Genomic DNA, 17460 nt, shown 5'->3' on the forward strand with positions numbered 1-17460 from the left:
TATAAATTACTGTTATTATCCCTCCCTTTTGAAGAAGATTCCTACCCGTTATGTCTGAGCAGCCATTACTTTTAAAGCAGCTTCTTAAAGCACTAGATGATAATCAAGCAATCGACGTTGTTACTATTGATGTCAAGCAACAAACTTCCGTAACGGATTATATGATTATTTGTAGCGGTCGCTCCTCGCGTCATGTTAAAGCGATTGCAGAGCTTGTTATTGAAAAAATGAAGGGGGAAGGCTTACCCCCACTTAGTCAAAATGGTTTAGAAACAGGAGAGTGGGTTTTAGTTGATTTCGGTGATTTCGTGTTACATGTAATGCAATCGGATACTCGCTCTTTCTATAATCTAGAAGGACTCTGGCAAAATCCTCCAAAATAAAGTTATGTTAAAAATTACTCTAATTGCGTGTGGTAACAAAATGCCGCACTGGGTTACAGAAGCAGTCTCAGACTTTTCCAAACGCTTACAAGAGTATGCAAACTTTAATTTAGTTGAAATTCCTTTAGCCAAACGAGGCAAATCCAGTGATTTAGCACGCATTTTGGACAAGGAAGCCTCTTTAATTACTGCAGCAATCCCACAGGGTTCGCGAATTATTGCCCTGGATATGAAAGGTGAATCTTTTGATAGTGAAAATCTAGCTCAAAAGATTGAACACTTACAAACTATCGCTAGTCATTTGTGCTTTATTATTGGGGGGCCTGAGGGGTTAGTGCCTGAAATTATAAACAAAAGTCATGAGCGTTGGTCTTTATCAAAACTAACGCTTCCTCATCCTTTAGTACGTATTATTTTATTGGAAACGCTTTATAGGGCTTGGTCTATTCTTCATAATCACCCTTACCATCGCTAAAATTTTACGCTAAGATATGGGGACTTGGCCCTATTGTTTTATTCCTTTATTTTCATAAGCAAATTGAGTATGCGTTTAAACAGATCTGTAAGAAATGACCGCGTCGATTCAAACCTGCAACGCTTTCGATTAAATGTGCTGATTACTATTATTGTTTTATTGACGTTCATGCTGCTCATTCGCCTAGCCTATTTGCAAATATCCCAATTTAAACGCTATCAAACTTTGTCGTTTAAAAATCAGATGAGTATTATTCCTATAGCTCCACCAAGAGGCATAATACTTGATAAACATGGTGTTGTTCTTGCCGAAAATATCCCTGTCTATGTGTTGGAGATTGTCCCGGAACACATAAAAAACATTCCCCAAACATTAGAGAAGCTTAGAAAATTACTTCCTTCAATTACTGATGATGATATCGATAATTTTAATAAGGCTCGCAAGCAAAATCGCTCTTTTGTCCCAATCCCTTTGAAACTTAAATTGGATCAAGAGGAAGTTGCTATCTTTGCCAGTAATCAATATCAATTTCCGGGCGTGAGTATTAAAGCGAGGCTCATGCGTTTTTATCCCTTAGGTGATGTAACAGCGCATATTCTAGGTTATGTAGGACGTATCAATGTTCAAGAGTTACGCCAAGTTGACCCCACTAATTATCGAGCAACAAATTTCATCGGTAAATCCGGCATTGAAAAATTTTATGAAGATATTTTGCATGGTGAGGTCGGCTACCAACAAGTGGAGATTGATGTTAGTGGCAGGGCTGTACGAGTTTTAAACAAACAAAATCCAGTCTCTGGTGAAAAGCTTTATTTAACCATTGATTCTCGCTTACAACAAGCAGCATACCTGGCTCTTAAAGACAAGCGAGGCGCCGTCGTTGCTATGAATACACGCAACGGTGAAATTTTAGCACTGGTGAGTTCACCCAGCTTTGATCCTAATATTTTTGTCAATGGAATTACTGCCAATGAGTATCAAAAATTGGCAACTGCGCAAGACAGACCTCTCTACAATCGTGCAGTCAGAGGACTTTATCCCCCTGCCTCTACAATAAAACCATTTATGGGTCTAGCAGGATTAGAAAAAGGCGTTGTTGACGCAGGATACAGTATTTATGATCCAGGTTGGTTTCGCCTACCTGGAGTAAGTCATGCCTATCGTGACTGGAAAAAAACTGGTCATGGAGTCATTAATTTGAAACGAGCAATTACAGTATCTTGTGATACTTACTTTTACCAGCTAGGGCACAAGATGGGTATTTCTGCCATTGAAGATATGTTGGTACAATTTGGTTTTGGCCAATTAACCCACATAGACTTGAATGAAGAGGCTCCAGGTCTTGTGCCTAATAAACATTGGAAAGTACAAAACAAAGGTGTTTCCTGGTACCCAGGCGATACCGTCATTACTTCTATAGGTCAGGGTTTTATGTTGGTTTCACCATTGCAACTAGCCAATGCAACCGCTTCTTTAAGTCAAAAAGGAAGACGTTTTCGTCCACATTTACTGCAGCGCTCTATTCAGAGTGATAAAGGTGAAACGCATGCTTACAATATCTTAGAAGAATACCCAATGCGACTTAAAGATGAGAGTTACTGGGATATTGTTGCCGAAGGTATGCAAGCTGTAATCACCAGCAATGAGGGAACCGGTTACCGTTTTGGCCGAAATGCCCCTTACTCTGTTGCAGCCAAAACAGGCACAGCGCAAGTTTTTGGCGGTCGACAATATGAAAAAGCACGCTATGAAGATATCCCTGAATACTTAAGAGACAACTCTTTATTCATTGCCTTTGCCCCCGTTGAAAATCCTGAAATAGCATTGGCAGTTGTTGTTGAAAACGATGTTGCTGCTTCTAATGTTGCCCGAAAAGTATTAGATGCTTATTTTGAATTGAAAAAAAATGAAGAGAAATCATGAAAGCACATCATGTACGCCCCGTTTATCGCTTTACCACAAAATCAATTCACATCGATCTACCGTTACTAGGGTTGCTCTTATCATTAATTGTATTGGGTATGCTCATCCTTTACAGTGCTTCCAACCAAAATATGAGTATGGTCATTCGCCAATCCATGCGACTTGTTTTTGCCTTGGGTATCATGATGATCTTTGCAGTGATTCCACCCCATAAATATAAAGCCTGGACCCCATGGATTTATGGTATAGGATTAGTTTTACTGATCGCAGTAATGCTAATGGGCAAAATTGGTAAAGGGGCTCAGCGATGGCTGGATTTAGGTTTATTTCGCTTTCAACCCTCTGAAATCATGAAATTAGCAATTCCCATGATGACAGCTTGGTATTTTGATCGAAAATCACTTCCTATCAATCTAAAAACCTTAATGATTGCAGGAATTATTATTTTTTTCCCTGCAGTCCTAATTGCGAAGCAACCTGACTTAGGTACTGCGATCATGGTTGTTGCGGCAGGCTTAAGTGTTGTCTTTCTTGCAGGCATCAGCATGCAAATTTTATTAACACTTACTATAATGATTGGCGCTACAGCACCTTTACTGTGGCATTTCATGCATGACTATCAGAAACAGCGAGTTTTTACTTTATTAAACCCTGAACATGATCCTTTAGGATCTGGATACCACATTATTCAATCCAAAATAGCCATTGGTTCAGGCGGAGCTTTTGGAAAGGGATGGCTTGAAGGCAGTCAATCCCATCTAAACTTCTTACCTGAACATGCCACAGATTTTATCTTTGCTGTTAGTGGAGAGGAGTTCGGTTTTGTAGGCAGTAGCATTCTGATTATTTTAGTTGTTTTAATTTCTTTGCGCGGTCTTTATATAGCAAGAAATGCACAAACCAGTTTTACTCGATTATTAGCTGCAAGTTTATCCATGACTTTTTTCCTTTCTGCTTTTGTAAATATAGGTATGGTTATGGGCATTTTACCTGTAGTTGGCATCCCTTTACCCCTAGTAAGTTATGGTGGGACAGCGATGGTTACTTTTTTAACCAGCTTCGGGATACTAATGTCAATTAGCTCACATCGTATTTTGTTTAATAAAATGTCTTGGTAACGTCGTTAAGGTTTTCTCAAATATTTTTATCCGCAACGATTAGAAGTATTTCGTCTTGGCTGAACAGATGTGCTACAAAAAAACACATGGAAACATAATAGCTCATCATTATTCCGTTAAAGCAAGAAGTTTAGTCACCGGCGCGAAATTTTTACGATGAAGCGCGCAAGGACCTAGCTCAATTAAGGCTTTCCGATGCATCTCAGTGGCATATCCTTTGTGTGCTGCAAAACCGTAGCCAGGATAGTGTAAATCCATTTCCTCCATTTCCTGATCGCGCAACACTTTAGCCAAGATGGAAGCAGCGCCGATAGACGGAATTAAACCATCTCCATCAATAATAGCCCTGCAGGGGGTAGTCACTTCAGGAACAAACAACCCATCAACCAAAATCTCATCAGGTTGTATTGGTAATGCTTCTATTGCACGCTTCATAGCAAGCAATGTTGCATGGTGAATATTTAACCTTTCGATTTCTTCAACTTCTGCTCGCCCGTAAGCATAACAATGGGCTTCTTCTATAATCCGGTTAGCCAATACCTTACGTTTTATAGGCGTAAGTTTTTTAGAGTCCGTTACACCTTCAATGGGTTTTAGCAAAATGACAGCAGCAGTGACAACAGGACCTGCCAAAGGCCCTCGTCCTACCTCATCCACTCCGGCTATATACCTATCCACTGCTAAGCTCCCTACTTTAAAAAAAGCGATAATACCCATTTAAAATTGATTTATCACCTAAAAAATGATGGCGGGAGTTAAATTAAACTTACAGAATAATTATTGACCTATTGTTATTCTTTTCAAAGTCTAGAACGGCAATTGGCTAAAAATTAACAACCATTTTATTAGTCCTTTTTATGACAAAGGTGACCATATATATTGCAAATTAATAATTCAACATTGAATTTAAATTGATTTATCACCTTGAAAATGCGATCATTCGTGCAAATTATTGTCAATGTTGTGTTTATGAATATGCTACAATGCGCTGTTATTGGAGTAGGATATTTAGGCCGTTTCCATGCTCAAAAATATCAAATGCTCTCCAATGCTAATTTGGTTGCGATTTGTGATGTAAACAAAGAGCTATGCGAAACTGTATCCAGAGAGCTTAATGTTCCTGCTTATTTTGATTATCACGAATTGTTTGGCAAAGTTGATGCGGTAAGCATTGCAGCAACCACAAACAAGCACTATGAAATTGCCAAGGAATGCTTAGCTAATGGCATTCATGTATTAATTGAGAAACCCATTACCGAAACCGTTGCACAAGCAAATGAATTAATCGCTCTGGCCAAACAAAACCATGTTAAGTTGCAGGTAGGCCATCTGGAGCGTTTTAATGCCGCTCGCTTAGCACTCGATGATCATCTCGATCAACCCTTGTTTATTGAGTCTCAGCGTTTAGCCCCTTTTAATCCTCGAGGCACTGACGTCAATGTCATTCTTGATTTAATGATTCATGATATCGACTTGATTCAAGCAATCGTTAAAAGTCCTATTGTCAACATTGATGCTCAAGGTGCACCCATCTTGTCGAAATCAATTGACATTGCCAATGCTAGATTGACCTTTAAAAATCACTGTGTCGCCAATGTAACAGCTAGCAGAATTAGCTTCAAAACTGAGAGAAAGACAAGAATTTTTCAACCTAACTCTTATATTTCGATTGACTACCATAATAAGCAATTCGCTGTTTTTCACAAAGGCGAAGGAGAAATGTTCCCAGGTATTCCAGAAATTGCCCGACACCAATCAGTATTTGAGAAAGGAGATGCCTTATTAGAAGAAATTAAGGCATTTCTGTCGTGTATTCAAAACAATACAGTACCATTAGTAAGCGGCGAAGAGGGACGTGATGCGCTGGAGGTGGCTGCAAAAATTACTTCATTAATCGATAATAATTTAATTTTAAGAAATGCTGCCAACTAAACGGATTGTTATTATTGCAGGAGAAGAATCAGGCGATTTGCATGCTGCAAATCTTGCTCGTCAGCTAATGGCCTGGAACTGCAACCTACAGCTCAGTGGCATTGGTGGACGCCACATGGAAGCCGCCGGCGTTCATCTTGTCAGTGATCTAGCTCGTTTTGGGGTTACTGGTTTAACTGAAGTAATTCGCCATCTTAAAGTCATTAAGAAAGCATTTCATACCATCAAGCAGCATCTTAAAAACACGAAGCCTGATTTGTTAATTCTGGTGGATTACCCTGGTTTTAATCTGCGACTGGCCAAGTTTGCCAAACAAGAATTAGGTATTCGCATTTTATATTACATAAGCCCACAAATTTGGGCTTGGAAAGCCAACAGAATTGAAACTATTCGGGCAAATATTGACAGAATGGCGGTAATCCTTCCATTTGAAAAAGAACTCTACCAAAATGCAGGCGTACCTGTATCGTTTGTAGGGCATCCATTAGTTGAGAAAGTTCAACCCTGTAACAATATGGAAGAAGCTCGTTTCACCTTAAGTATACCCACAGACAAACGTATCATCGCTATGTTACCTGGTAGTAGGAATAATGAAATAGAAAAGCACATGCCTGTGTTAGCTAAAACTGCACAAATGCTTAGTCAAAAATACGACGACTTACATTTTGTGATTCCTATTGCGAGTAGTTTAAATCCCGAGATCATAAAAACTTATTTTAAGAAAAATACGCTTAAAGTTTCTTTTATCCTAGGCAGAGCAACGGAAGTCATTGCCTGCAGTGATTGTGTCGTTGTTGCATCCGGGACAGCTTCTTTAGAATGTGCCCTTTTAGAGAAACCGATGTGTATTATTTATAAAGGATCTTTGCTAAGTTATATCGCGGCCACCAAAGTTATTAAAGTAAAATATTTAGGTCTGTGCAATCTGTTAAAAAACGAAATGGTTGTGCCAGAACTCTTGCAATATGATTGCAATGCTAAAGAGCTCAGTCGAATGCTTATTGAATTGCTTACTGACAATGAATTTACTCAGCGAATGACAACCCGTCTTAAACAACTCAAATTGTCTCTTTCTACCCATGAAGCCGATTGTAATTTGAGCGAGTTGGTTCAGCAAGAACTAAACCTAGTTTAGAGCAAAATTACTAACAAATTTTTTCATAAAAAACCTTCAATTTTTTAGTAACTTCTAGATTATCAATTAACCTTCATGTACAATAAATTTAGCTTTCATAAGATGATGAAAGTATTTGGATAGAATGATTTAACTAGAATAAGGAAGTTATGATGAATGTCATTGAAACACAAGCCTCTTCTCAAAGTGTAAAACAAGATCAAGGTCTTCAAGACTTAGTTTATGGTCTAGTAACCCGTTTTCTTGCTGAGAATAAAAATAAACCCATTGATGATCTCTATGACATGATTCTCTCAGAAGTTGAACCACCTCTTTTACAAGCTGTTATGGAAAAACGTCGTGGAAACCAACTACAAGCAGCCAAGATGCTTGGAATCAGCCGTGGCACTATCAGAAAAAAATTACAGCGTTATTTTGGTACTAAGTATTTTCGTTTAACAGACGAGTAATTAATATCAATTCCGTCGCTTTCGACGACCTCCATTAAATATAATAATGAAGCAGTGATAAGGTTGGGTGGAGCATGCGAAGCCCAACAAAAAAATCTATTTTTCTCTAAGAGCTTCAGGTGTAGATATCATGTGAATATGGGAAATATATAGCTGTGGCCTGTAATAAACTATATTTTACGCAGGCTACTTTAACTTCTTTTTGCCATTAGTTTTTAAATAGAAATTCGCATTTTTACTATCACTTTAATAGTGAAATAATCAGTAATAATGTGAATGCCTATTCTATTAAACTGTAATCCGATCGTGTCGTGAAATATATCTGATTTGTTATTTTTTTAATTATTTTTCAGTGAATAAGTAAAATGAATTTTATGCGACTCCAACCTTAGTGCGCACTAATTTGTAGAGGGTTGTAATATGACGTACAACCCTCAGCTAATTGAATTATGCTTCAAGTAAGAGTTTATTAACCCGACTTACAAAGTCAGCAGGATTTTCGAGTTGTCCACCTTCTGCTAAAACGGCCTGTTCAAACAGCATAATTACCCATTCAGCAAAACGACTATCGTCTTCAATACCATGCAAACGCTTAATGAGTGTATGTTCAGGATTAATTTCGAAAATAGGTTTACTAGTAGGAACTTGCTGTCCAGCCGATTGTAGTATCCGCTGCATTTCTAAGCCCATATCATTTTCATCTGCGATAATGCATGCAGGAGAATCAGTTAAACGATTAGTTAACTGCACATCTTTAATCCTGTCCGCCAAAACATCCTTAATTTGTTTTAGCATCGGAGCCAAAGTTTCTTCTTGCTTTTTGATTTCTGGAGCATCAGCTACATCCAAATCGATTTTACCCTTGCTAATAGATTGTAATTTTTTACCATCAAACTCACTTAAGTAGCTAACTAACCATTCGTCAATCCGATCACTGAGCAGCAACACCTCAATACCTTTTTTCTTAAAAATTTCAAGATGGGGACTATGCTTAGCAGCGTTATAACTTGATGCTGTCAAATAATAAATTTTTTCCTGACCTTCTTTCATACGAGAGACATAATCTGGTAATGTCACATTTTGCTTTTCTGAGTCGCTGTGGGTAGAGGCAAAACGCAACAACTTAGCGATAGCTTCCCTATTACTATAATCCTCAATAGGTCCCTCTTTGAGTACTAAACCAAACTCATTCCAAAATTTTTGATACACCTCAGGATCTTGAGTGCTAAGTTTTTCCAACATAGAAAGAACCCGCTTAGTACAAGCAGATTTAATCGCCTCAACTTGTTTATTTTCTTGTAAAATTTCACGAGAAACATTGAGTGGTAAGTCGCTAGCATCAACTATGCCCTTTACAAAGCGCAGGTATCTTGGCAAAAATTGAGAAGCATCATCCATAATGAAAACACGTTTTACATAAAGTTTTAAGCCATGCTTCATCTCTTGTTGCCATAAATCAAATGGCGCATGCGAAGGAATGTACAATAAACTAATATAGTCTTGTTTTCCTTCCACGTGATTATGTGACCAAATTAACGGATCTTGGAAATCATGGGAAATATGCTTATACAGAGTATTATAGTCTTCATCGCTGATTTCAGATTTTTGTAAAGTCCAAAGAGCTGTAGCTTTGTTTACTGTCTCAAAATCCTTATTTTCCTTGTCGTCCTCATCCCTTTTTTTCATGGCAATTGGCCAGCAAATATGATCAGAGTATTTTGTAATCACATTACGCAAACGCCAATCACTCAAAAACTCATCTTGATCTTTTTTCAAGTGAAGAATTACTTCTGTCCCACGTTCAGCTCGTTTCTCTTGGCCAATGGTAAACTCTCCTTCGCCATTGGATTGCCACACGATACCTTCTTCAGGATTAAGCCCCGCCCGGCGACTCTTCACAGTGACTTTATCTGCGACAATGAAGGCTGAATAAAAGCCTACTCCGAATTGACCAATTAAATGAGCATCCTTAGCCCCTTCGCCTGTTAAGTGACTAACGAACTCCTTCGTTCCAGACTTTGCAATAGTACCTAAATTTTCTACCGCCTCATCCCAACTTAGGCCAATGCCGTTATCTTTAATAGAAAGAGTTTTATTTTTTTCATTAAAATCAATTACGATACGCAAATCAGAATCCCCTTCATATAGGGAGGAATCAGAAAGCGCTAAAAAACGAAGTTTATCTAATGCATCAGAAGCATTAGAAACTAATTCACGTAAAAATATTTCTTTATTTGAATAAAGAGAATGCACCACTAAGTGCAACATCTGCTTTACTTCAGTTTGAAAGCCCATGGTTTGCTGCTTACTCACCATTTATGAATCTCCAAATTTTTACCATCAAGAATTTAACCCCGTCATGCTTGTTACTAGCATTACATGCAATAACATCGGAGGACTATAAAAAACACTTAGACAAAGCTATATGCGGGTGAGCTCTATAAATTTCAAGAGGAGCAGAGTCTTTTTCAATATTTCTGTAAAAATTTCTATTCAAAAACAATGCTATAATTAACCCGCTAGAAAACTACCTATCAATGAAACTTAACATTGTGACGATATCGATTAACATAGGGTCTATGCATGAAAAAAGTAATTGGTTTACTTGTGCTTAACGCCCCGCCCTGCTCATCTACTATCTTCACAATAAACTGATGCTTTCCACGCTCAATCCCCTTTAGAAGAAATGTGCTTTCTTTTTGTTTTTGATTTTCACTATTATCCAAAATTAATTGCAACTTATCTTTGGTACGTAATTTTGGAGTAATGCGAACAATAATCGTAAGCCTACCTTGATTGTTACGAATCGTTGCTTCATCAGTAGGCTGAATGATGACAATTTGATAAGAAGAAAACTCTTGTCTGGGGTCTATCTTTTTTATTTCATACAACAGAGGCAATGAACAGTATTGTACTGCTGACAATTTAATACTTTCCGCTGCTTGATAGGGGTAATCACTAAAATGAGCAATTCCCTGGTCGTCAATCCATTTATAAACTTGCGCAAATAAAGAATTAACCACCAGAAAAAGCAAAAAAGCCAGACAACATTTATTCACTATTAGAGACTGTAATACAACTCAAACTCAAGAGGATGCACCATACTTCTGATTAGCGAAATTTCTGCTTCACGAAGTTCAATATAACTCTTGAGGAAATCTTTACTGAATACATCACCTTGTAACAAAAACTCCTGGTCTTGTTGTAAGTGATATACAGCTTGTTCCAGCGAACTACATACGGTAGGCACATCAATCAACTCTTCAGGAGGAAGATCATATAAATCTTTATCCATAGGCTGACCTGGATGAATCTTCTTCTGAATGCCATCAAGTCCTGCCATCATCATTGCCGAAAAAGCAAGATATGGATTCGCCATCGGATCAGGAAAACGCACTTCGATTCGGCGAGCCTTCGGGCTACTTACATGAGGAATACGAATTGCGGCTGAACGGTTACGCGCGGAATAGGCCAATAGCACAGGAGCTTCAAAACCTGGAACCAAGCGTTTATAGCTATTTGTCGCAGGATTAGTTAACGCATTTAAAGCACGCGCATGCTTGATAATACCACCAATATAATAAAGTGCAGTTTCAGACAAACCAGCGTATTGATCACCAGCAAACAAGTTAACACCATCTTTCATTAATGACTGATGGCAATGCATTCCGTTACCATTATCTCCCACCAAAGGTTTAGGCATAAACGTGGCTGTTTTGCCATAGTTGTGAGCCACATTGTGAATTACATATTTTAAAACCTGAAGCTCATCAGCTTTTTTAGTTAGGCTGTTGAAACGAGTTGCGACTTCACATTGATTAGCGGTAGCTACTTCATGATGATGCGCCTCCACGGGCATACCTAATGCTTCCAGTGTTAGACAAATAGCTGAACGGATATCTTGAGAGGAGTCAACTGGTGGTACTGGAAAATATCCCCCTTTAATGCTGGGTCGATGACCAATATTCCCACCTTCAATATCTTTGTCTGAATTCCACTGTCCTTCTTCAGAGTCAACATCAAAAAAAGCTCTACGAATACTAGTACTCCAACGAACACTGTCAAATAAGAAAAATTCAGGCTCTGGACCAAAAAAAGCCTTATCAGCAATTCCTGTTGATTGGAGATAAGCCTCTGCACGCTGTGCAATAGAACGAGGGTCTCTGTCATAACCCAGCATCGTTTGTGGATCAACAACATTGCATCGAATAATTAATGTATTATCTTGATAGAATGGGTCTGGCAATATTGTGTCTAAATCAGGAATAAGGGCAAGATCTGATTGATGAATTTTTTGCCAGCCTTTGATTGATGAACCATCTATCATTTTTCCATTTTCAATTAAATCGTCATCAACTGCTGATACTGGAATTGTTATATGCTGTTCTTTTCCGCGAGTATCAGTAAATCGCAAATCAATAAATTTAGCATCATGTTCTTTTATTGCCGCAAATACTCTATCTTTACTCATTTTTATCTCCAAGATTGGCCACAGCTAGTCTACCTTAAGTGACTTACTAAACCCAATAGATTAAACTGGATTCTCATTAAACTATTCTTAATTACTATGGGCGCCTATCACTATCAAGCGCTAAATAAAACAGGAAATACCACTAAAGGCGTTATTGAGGCCGACTCGGAGCGCCATGCACGTCAGTTATTACGCGAACGTGGAATGATTCCTACCCAAATTCGTACCTTGGCGAAACAGCAGCAAGCTCGACGCAAAGATAAATTGTCTGCACAAGAGTTAGCTCTTTTGACCCGACAATTGGCTACTTTACTCGCTGCGGGTATTCCTGTTGAAGAATCCTTACGTGGCGTGAGTGAGCAAACTGAAAAAGACAAGGTACGTGAATTAATTATAGGCGTTCGTGCCAAAGTAGTAGAGGGATATGCTTTGGCTCAAGCTATGGGAGAATTTCCGAATGCTTTTCCTGAGTTATATCGAGCAACAGTTGGCGCTGGAGAACAAACTGGCCGTCTAGATTTAGTACTCGAAAAACTTGCTGACTATACTGAAAATCAGCAAGCGACAAGACAAAAAATTCAACAAGCGTTAATTTATCCTTCATTAATGATCTTTGTTTCCACGGCAATTATCAGTTTTTTATTAGCTTTTGTTGTTCCCAAAATTATTGAAGTTTTTACCAGCAGTGGCCAATCTTTACCCGGCATGACGCATGTCCTTATTGTCATCAGTGATTTCATTAAATCCTACGGATTAATTGTTCTTTTAGTGTTCCTCCTACTTTTAGCTGCTTTCAAGAGGAGTCTTGCAAACGTTAACATTCGTACTGCTTGGCATAGAACTCTATTAAAGTTACCAATTACCTCTTATCTGGTAAGATCTGTAAACGTAGCACGTTACATTCATACCTTCGGTATTTTATTTGCTGCAGGAGTTAGTGTTCTTGAAACAATGCGCGTATCAGCCAGCCTTGTTACTAATCTGGTTATGCGTAATGCTTTTGATCAAGCAGCAATTCGTGTACGTGAGGGAACAGCTATTCATCAAGCACTTAAAGAGACAGGTTTTTTAAGTCCAATGGCAACACATTTAATTGCCAGCGGAGAAAAAAGTGGACAAATAGCAATAATGATGGAACGAGCAGCCTCTCATTTAGATAGTGAGGTCAAGCGGTTAATTGATACCGCATTAACCTTACTTGAGCCTTTAGTGATTTTGTTGATGGGTGCTGTGGTGTTGTTTATAGTTCTAGCAACTTTATTGCCTATCTTCTCTATGGAGCAATTAGTCAGTTAAGAAATATTGGTCAAACAATCTAGTTATTAGGAGTTTTTAATGAGTAAACAAAGTGGCTTTTCATTAATTGAAATTATGGTTGTAGTCGTCATTCTTGGCATTCTCGCCTCTATTGTTGTACCAAAAATCATTAGCCGCCCCGATGAGGCAAGGGTTGTCAAAGCCAAGCAGGATGTTTTAGCGATTCAAAATGCACTTGATCTTTATAAACTTGATAACGGCATTTATCCAAGCACAGATCAAGGTCTAATTGCTCTTGTTGAAAAGCCAACCAGCAACCCAACTCCAAGGGATTGGAAACAATATTTACAATCTTTACCTAAAGATCCCTGGGGGCGTGATTATTTATATTTAAATCCAGGTGAACATAGTGAAGTCGATGTTTTTACCTTAGGTGCTGATGGGCAACCTGGCGGGACTGGGATCAATGCCGAAATAGGTAATTGGAATGCGCGCTAAGGGTTTTACCCTCATTGAAATTCTGGTGGTACTGATTATTATTGGTATCACCATTGGTTTTGCCTTGCTTGCTTTCGGCGACTTTGGTACCTCTCGCAGAGCCGTAGTAACGGCAGAACAATTTGCTACTTATCTTAAATTATTACAACAACGGGCAATACTTGAAATGATGCCACTGGGTGTCACTATTAATCCCGATCACTATCAAACATTCCGTTTTGAACAAAATGCAATATGGAAACCTATGCCCGAAAAAAGTGTCTTCCATACACAATATTTTCCCAATAATATCATTGCAAGTTTTCAAAGAGTAAATAGTGCCATTAAAAACCCAGATATTATCATTAATGCTTCAGGTGACATGACACCTTTTACTTTGTATTTTGGTACAACTCAGAAACCTAAGCTCACCACTTTAATTGGTAAGCATAATGGCGAAGTTACTTTACTCTTCCCACAAGCATCATGAAAAAAACACTAGACAATGCTGGCTTTACTTTAATCGAGGTGCTTCTCGCCTTGGCTATTATTGCAATAGCACTCACAGCGCTTATTAAAGCCACAGCTCAAAATGTAGCAAATACCCAACGCATTCAAGAAAAGATGATTAGTCATTGGGTTGCCATGCAAGGAGTTTCTATGGTGCAATTAGGGCTCTTGGCTGTATCAACAAGCCAAGAGACAACGCAAATAACAACTATGTTAGGCCAACGCTGGTATTGGCGTGCTAAGGCTAGTCCTACTCCAATAAAATCCGTACAACAAATTACAATAACCGTTAGCAAGAACCAAGCAGGCCCTTTTGCCAATCCCCTGATCGCCTATCGGTACCGAAATGAATAAAGAGAAAGGTTTTACATTAATTGAAATTCTAATAGCATTGGCCGTTTTTGCTATTCTTGCAACGGTCACTTCCTCAGCAATGTATTATGCATTTAATACCAAGGAGCGAGTGAATCAGCAAGCCGATCGTCTGAATGTAATTCAACTAGCTATCATTCTTATAGAAAGAGATACCACTCAAACTATCGCACGTACCATACGTGGAAATGAGATGCATTTATTCTCTGCTTTTATAGGTCAACCTCAATATTTGGAGTTAACACGACTTGGTATTGAAAATCCTAATAGCCAAGAAAAACGTAGCAACCTACAGCGGGTCGCTTATGTCTGTCATGATAATCAACTGTTGCGTCGAAGTTGGCCTGTGTTAGATCCCACAAATCGTGACAATTATGAAGATAGAATTCTTTTGGATAATCTTTTGGATTGTAAATTTGCTTATTTAGACCACAACTTACAGGTATTATCAGAATGGCGAGAAAATGCCTTGCAACAAAATCAGAAGTCACAACCCCTTCCTAAAGCTCTGCAATTTAATCTCACGCTAAAAGATTGGGGAAAGATGAGTTTACTTTTTATAATTCCTGAGGCTTTGTATGCCGAATAAACTCAATCAAAAAGGAAGTGCACTAATTTCGGCTTTATTCATTATGACCATGGTAGCTATTGCAGCAACCGCAATGAGTACACGTCTACAACTTGATATTTATCGCACTCGTCTAAGCCTCCTAAGCGATAAACTTTATTTAGCCTCACAAGTTGTTTCTTTCTGGGGTCTAAGCGAATTATCAGAGAAAAGGAATCGCTACACTATCAGTGATCGCTACGGCAAAATAATTGATTTTCCCAAAAAATTACAAACGATGTATCCAGAATTAAAAATTAAGGGCAGTTTATATGATTTACAAGCACGGTTTAATGTAAACAATTTAGTTGATAAAACCTATGCATCCACATTTTTGAAACTTTTAGACGTTGTACCCACAAAATTGAATCCTACACAACGAGGGGAACTTATTCTAACCGTTCGTAACTGGATTAGTCCTTACCAGCCTGAGCGCGGTCATGATGAGTTTATTAATTATTACTTGCAACAAAAACCACCTTATTATCCAGGCCAACAATTACTACACCATATCTCTGAATTTCGTTTACTAAAAGATGTGAGCGCAAAACTCTACATGATTTTATCTAGCTATCTCATCGCCCTGCCTGAAACTACTCCTATCAATATTAATACAGCTCCAAAAGAAATTTTGGCCAGCTTAGGTAGCGGTTTAAATAAGGAGCAAGTTAATGAATTAATCACTGCTCGAGGTGATAAAGGAATTCAAGATCTAAAAGACATAGGGCCACTGTTACAAAAATTAAATATTCGCAACGAGCAAATTACTGTTGAAAGTCAGTATTTTTTAGCCGTGGCTTTTGTTTCTAGCGAAGAATTAAATTTAACAACGTATACGATTGTAAAGCGCAGTAAAGACAAGAATGGCAAAATTTCAGTGAGTATTCTCAGGGAAAGTTTAAATTCTCTTTAAAAGTCCGTATGGATTAAGCCTCATCCTTAGACCAATCCTCTTTGATGATTGCATACATCAAAAGGTCATGATCTTGTCCATTGAGAAGTAGTGCCCTGCGCATGAGTCCTTCTTTTTTAAAACCAGATTTTTCAGCAACTCGAATTGAGGCTTTATGCAAATTTGGCATTGTTAACTGGATACGAACGGAGCGTGTTGATTCGAAAAGATAACAGACGCACGCTTTAAGCGCCTGAGTCATAAAACCTTTGTTTCTTGAATGGGGATCAAGCATGATGTAGCTAAGCTCTATACAGTCGCTGTAAATATTGGCTTTAAATACATGGATCATACCAATTAAAAAATCATCATGATCGACAATAGCCATACGCTTTGAATCATCAGTCCAAAAGCCATGCTGGGCAAACTCATCATAAAATTTCTTTTCAGGAATAAAAACAGGAGAGTAAAAATCCCCACGCACATTGGGATTTGTAAATTGCATATAAAGTAGTGCTAAATCTTTTTCCTTGACTACTCGCAGGCATAAATTATTAGCTTTAATCATGATAAGGTTATAGCTTTCCGTGGCTTTCGTTTAATCCTAATCTTATTATTGCAGTTAAGCAAATAGGATTTTACAAACCTTCCTATCATCCTAAATTGCCTTCACTTTATATAAAGATAGGATATACAAGTAGTTAAGCGTCATAAAGCATCTTCAATTGTTGCTTTAATGCATCATAAGCAGCTTCAATATTAATATATACTTTATTTCCCAGATAATAGGATAACGAACCATCATCAGTAGCTTTATTCGCTTGTAAAGCTACATTAAAATGTAAATTCTTCAGTCGATTAAAATCTTGACGTTGCGTTACAAAATAGAAATTACGGTAATTTGATTGAGGAACATAATTTAGAGCCTTGGCATCAGCTGCTAATGAATGCCTGGGTAAATATTCTTTAAGCGAGTAACTACGGTTATTATTATGAACTGCAATCACTTTTCCTGACGGTATCATACAGATAATTTTTCGCGCTAGCTTTCTAACCTCTTGATGAGCCTCAGGGGAATACGAACCAAACTGCTTCAGTGTTTTTGTAATACCTTTATTGGTAAAAATGCGATTAGGATCGAATTCATAGCGCGTTTTCTTTAAATAAAACACAATATTTCGCTTCCCTGAGTGTTTTAACGTAATTAAAGTTCCGCCTTCGCGTTTCACATAAATTTTCGCGGCTTGCAAAGCAGTCACTTCATTTTCATGAAGGTGCACAAATGTTTTTCCACGCCCTGCGTGTTTTATAACATTTACTTTTGTATCACCGAGCTTTACCGTAACAGTCTCAGCATGAATCAGGCTACTTATCATCAAAAGAAGGTAGACAAAATATTTCATGACAAATTTTTATGATTTAGATGAGACAGGCATTATACTTGATTGACTACTAACTT

At 38.1% G+C, this 17460-nt stretch carries 19 protein-coding genes; 13 read left to right on the plus strand and 6 right to left on the minus strand.

All coding sequences use genetic code 11. The features are described from left to right. Positions 1-50: 50 nt before the first annotated feature. The 4 genes from rsfS to rodA all read left to right on the plus strand — a co-directional run bounded on the left by rsfS (position 51) and on the right by rodA (position 3899). On the plus strand, positions 51-383 hold the full coding sequence (gene rsfS, locus Lbru_RS12770) for a ribosome silencing factor (protein ID WP_058442511.1): 333 nt from the start codon (positions 51-53) through the stop codon (positions 381-383). Positions 384-387: 4 nt separating this feature from the next. After that, positions 388-858: a 23S rRNA (pseudouridine(1915)-N(3))-methyltransferase RlmH gene (gene rlmH / locus Lbru_RS12775; RefSeq protein ID WP_058442512.1), complete on the plus strand. Its 471-nt coding sequence runs from the start codon at positions 388-390 to the stop codon at positions 856-858. Between the two features lie 69 nt (positions 859-927). Then, a complete protein-coding gene (gene mrdA / locus Lbru_RS12780; RefSeq protein ID WP_058442513.1) occupies positions 928-2781 on the plus strand; it encodes a penicillin-binding protein 2 in 1854 nt (617 codons plus the stop codon). Beyond that, positions 2778-3899: a rod shape-determining protein RodA gene (rodA, locus tag Lbru_RS12785; protein ID WP_058442514.1), complete on the plus strand. Its 1122-nt coding sequence runs from the start codon at positions 2778-2780 to the stop codon at positions 3897-3899. The genes mrdA and rodA overlap by 4 nt, the downstream gene beginning before the upstream one ends. A gap of 108 nt (positions 3900-4007) precedes the next feature. On the opposite strand, the gene rnhB is transcribed toward rodA, so the two are convergent. After that, positions 4008-4616 carry a ribonuclease HII gene (gene rnhB, locus Lbru_RS12790; RefSeq protein ID WP_058442515.1) on the minus strand — a complete coding sequence of 203 codons (609 nt, stop codon included), beginning with the start codon at positions 4614-4616 and terminating at the stop codon, positions 4008-4010. Between the two features lie 252 nt (positions 4617-4868). Here rnhB and Lbru_RS12795 point away from each other — a divergent pair, with 252 nt between their 5' ends. The 3 genes from Lbru_RS12795 to Lbru_RS12805 all read left to right on the plus strand — a co-directional run bounded on the left by Lbru_RS12795 (position 4869) and on the right by Lbru_RS12805 (position 7415). Further along, positions 4869-5831, plus strand: a complete 963-nt coding sequence (locus Lbru_RS12795) for a Gfo/Idh/MocA family protein (protein ID WP_058442677.1) — start codon at positions 4869-4871, stop codon at positions 5829-5831. Beyond that, positions 5818-6966, plus strand: coding sequence for a lipid-A-disaccharide synthase (gene lpxB / locus Lbru_RS12800; RefSeq protein ID WP_058442516.1), 1149 nt, complete (start codon positions 5818-5820; stop codon positions 6964-6966). The genes Lbru_RS12795 and lpxB overlap by 14 nt, the downstream gene beginning before the upstream one ends. Positions 6967-7118: 152 nt before the next feature. Continuing rightward, entirely contained in the window at positions 7119-7415 is a 297-nt protein-coding gene (locus Lbru_RS12805) for a helix-turn-helix domain-containing protein (protein ID WP_058442517.1), read from the plus strand. Positions 7416-7862: 447 nt separating this feature from the next. Here Lbru_RS12805 and htpG read toward each other — a convergent pair whose 3' ends face one another. The 3 genes from htpG to glnA all read right to left on the minus strand — a co-directional run bounded on the left by htpG (position 7863) and on the right by glnA (position 11886). Beyond that, on the minus strand, positions 7863-9731 hold the full coding sequence (htpG, locus tag Lbru_RS12810; protein ID WP_058442518.1) for a molecular chaperone HtpG: 1869 nt from the start codon (positions 9729-9731) through the stop codon (positions 7863-7865). Positions 9732-9949: 218 nt separating this feature from the next. Then, the gene (locus Lbru_RS12815; RefSeq protein ID WP_058442519.1) at positions 9950-10474 is read right to left on the minus strand and encodes a DUF4124 domain-containing protein; all 525 of its coding nucleotides are present in this window, start codon (positions 10472-10474) and stop codon (positions 9950-9952) included. 2 nt (positions 10475-10476) lie between these two features. Continuing rightward, complete coding sequence (gene glnA / locus Lbru_RS12820) at positions 10477-11886, minus strand: type I glutamate--ammonia ligase (RefSeq protein WP_058442520.1); 1410 nt, start codon at positions 11884-11886, stop codon at positions 10477-10479. A gap of 96 nt (positions 11887-11982) precedes the next feature. Here glnA and lspF point away from each other — a divergent pair, with 96 nt between their 5' ends. The 6 genes from lspF to gspK are packed head-to-tail and all read left to right on the plus strand — an operon-like array spanning position 11983 to position 16022. After that, positions 11983-13182 carry a GspF family T2SS innner membrane protein variant LspF gene (gene lspF / locus Lbru_RS12825; RefSeq protein WP_058442521.1) on the plus strand — a complete coding sequence of 400 codons (1200 nt, stop codon included), beginning with the start codon at positions 11983-11985 and terminating at the stop codon, positions 13180-13182. A gap of 39 nt (positions 13183-13221) precedes the next feature. Then, positions 13222-13641: a GspG family T2SS major pseudopilin variant LspG gene (gene lspG, locus Lbru_RS12830; protein ID WP_058442522.1), complete on the plus strand. Its 420-nt coding sequence runs from the start codon at positions 13222-13224 to the stop codon at positions 13639-13641. Next, positions 13631-14110 carry a type II secretion system minor pseudopilin GspH gene (gene gspH / locus Lbru_RS12835; protein WP_058442523.1) on the plus strand — a complete coding sequence of 160 codons (480 nt, stop codon included), beginning with the start codon at positions 13631-13633 and terminating at the stop codon, positions 14108-14110. Before lspG ends, gspH begins: the two co-directional genes overlap by 11 nt. Next, complete coding sequence (gene lspI, locus Lbru_RS12840; RefSeq protein WP_058442524.1) at positions 14107-14484, plus strand: GspI family T2SS minor pseudopilin variant LspI; 378 nt, start codon at positions 14107-14109, stop codon at positions 14482-14484. The genes gspH and lspI overlap by 4 nt, the downstream gene beginning before the upstream one ends. Continuing rightward, complete coding sequence (gene lspJ / locus Lbru_RS12845; protein ID WP_058442525.1) at positions 14477-15091, plus strand: GspJ family T2SS minor pseudopilin variant LspJ; 615 nt, start codon at positions 14477-14479, stop codon at positions 15089-15091. The genes lspI and lspJ overlap by 8 nt, the downstream gene beginning before the upstream one ends. Continuing rightward, positions 15081-16022, plus strand: a complete 942-nt coding sequence (gspK, locus tag Lbru_RS12850; protein WP_058442526.1) for a type II secretion system minor pseudopilin GspK — start codon at positions 15081-15083, stop codon at positions 16020-16022. Before lspJ ends, gspK begins: the two co-directional genes overlap by 11 nt. Positions 16023-16035: 13 nt before the next feature. Here the strand turns inward: gspK and Lbru_RS12855 are convergent, their stop codons facing one another. Together Lbru_RS12855 and Lbru_RS12860 are read right to left on the minus strand one after the other, a co-directional pair. Further along, a complete protein-coding gene (locus Lbru_RS12855) occupies positions 16036-16569 on the minus strand; it encodes a GNAT family N-acetyltransferase (protein WP_058442527.1) in 534 nt (177 codons plus the stop codon). Positions 16570-16702: 133 nt separating this feature from the next. Next, a complete protein-coding gene (locus Lbru_RS12860; RefSeq protein ID WP_131793469.1) occupies positions 16703-17404 on the minus strand; it encodes a protein tyrosine phosphatase in 702 nt (233 codons plus the stop codon). Positions 17405-17460: the final 56 nt, after the last annotated feature.

Source organism: Legionella brunensis, assembly GCF_001467025.1.
GTDB lineage: Bacteria > Pseudomonadota > Gammaproteobacteria > Legionellales > Legionellaceae > Tatlockia > Tatlockia brunensis.

Bases quoted from the DNA above. Each gene is read 5' to 3' on its own strand.
- rsfS (WP_058442511.1), top strand. From the start codon at position 51: ATGTCTGAGCAGCCATTACTTTTAAAGCAGCTTCTTAAAGCACTAGAT.
- rlmH (WP_058442512.1), top strand. From the start codon at position 388: ATGTTAAAAATTACTCTAATTGCGTGTGGTAACAAAATGCCGCACTGG.
- mrdA (WP_058442513.1), top strand. From the start codon at position 928: ATGCGTTTAAACAGATCTGTAAGAAATGACCGCGTCGATTCAAACCTG.
- rodA (WP_058442514.1), top strand. From the start codon at position 2,778: ATGAAAGCACATCATGTACGCCCCGTTTATCGCTTTACCACAAAATCA.
- rnhB (WP_058442515.1), bottom strand. From the start codon at position 4,616: ATGGGTATTATCGCTTTTTTTAAAGTAGGGAGCTTAGCAGTGGATAGG.
- Lbru_RS12795 (WP_058442677.1), top strand. From the start codon at position 4,869: ATGAATATGCTACAATGCGCTGTTATTGGAGTAGGATATTTAGGCCGT.
- lpxB (WP_058442516.1), top strand. From the start codon at position 5,818: ATGCTGCCAACTAAACGGATTGTTATTATTGCAGGAGAAGAATCAGGC.
- Lbru_RS12805 (WP_058442517.1), top strand. From the start codon at position 7,119: ATGAATGTCATTGAAACACAAGCCTCTTCTCAAAGTGTAAAACAAGAT.
- htpG (WP_058442518.1), bottom strand. From the start codon at position 9,731: ATGGTGAGTAAGCAGCAAACCATGGGCTTTCAAACTGAAGTAAAGCAG.
- glnA (WP_058442520.1), bottom strand. From the start codon at position 11,886: ATGAGTAAAGATAGAGTATTTGCGGCAATAAAAGAACATGATGCTAAA.
- lspF (WP_058442521.1), top strand. From the start codon at position 11,983: ATGGGCGCCTATCACTATCAAGCGCTAAATAAAACAGGAAATACCACT.
- lspG (WP_058442522.1), top strand. From the start codon at position 13,222: ATGAGTAAACAAAGTGGCTTTTCATTAATTGAAATTATGGTTGTAGTC.
- gspH (WP_058442523.1), top strand. From the start codon at position 13,631: ATGCGCGCTAAGGGTTTTACCCTCATTGAAATTCTGGTGGTACTGATT.
- lspI (WP_058442524.1), top strand. From the start codon at position 14,107: ATGAAAAAAACACTAGACAATGCTGGCTTTACTTTAATCGAGGTGCTT.
- lspJ (WP_058442525.1), top strand. From the start codon at position 14,477: ATGAATAAAGAGAAAGGTTTTACATTAATTGAAATTCTAATAGCATTG.
- gspK (WP_058442526.1), top strand. From the start codon at position 15,081: ATGCCGAATAAACTCAATCAAAAAGGAAGTGCACTAATTTCGGCTTTA.
- Lbru_RS12855 (WP_058442527.1), bottom strand. From the start codon at position 16,569: ATGATTAAAGCTAATAATTTATGCCTGCGAGTAGTCAAGGAAAAAGAT.
- Lbru_RS12860 (WP_131793469.1), bottom strand. From the start codon at position 17,404: ATGAAATATTTTGTCTACCTTCTTTTGATGATAAGTAGCCTGATTCAT.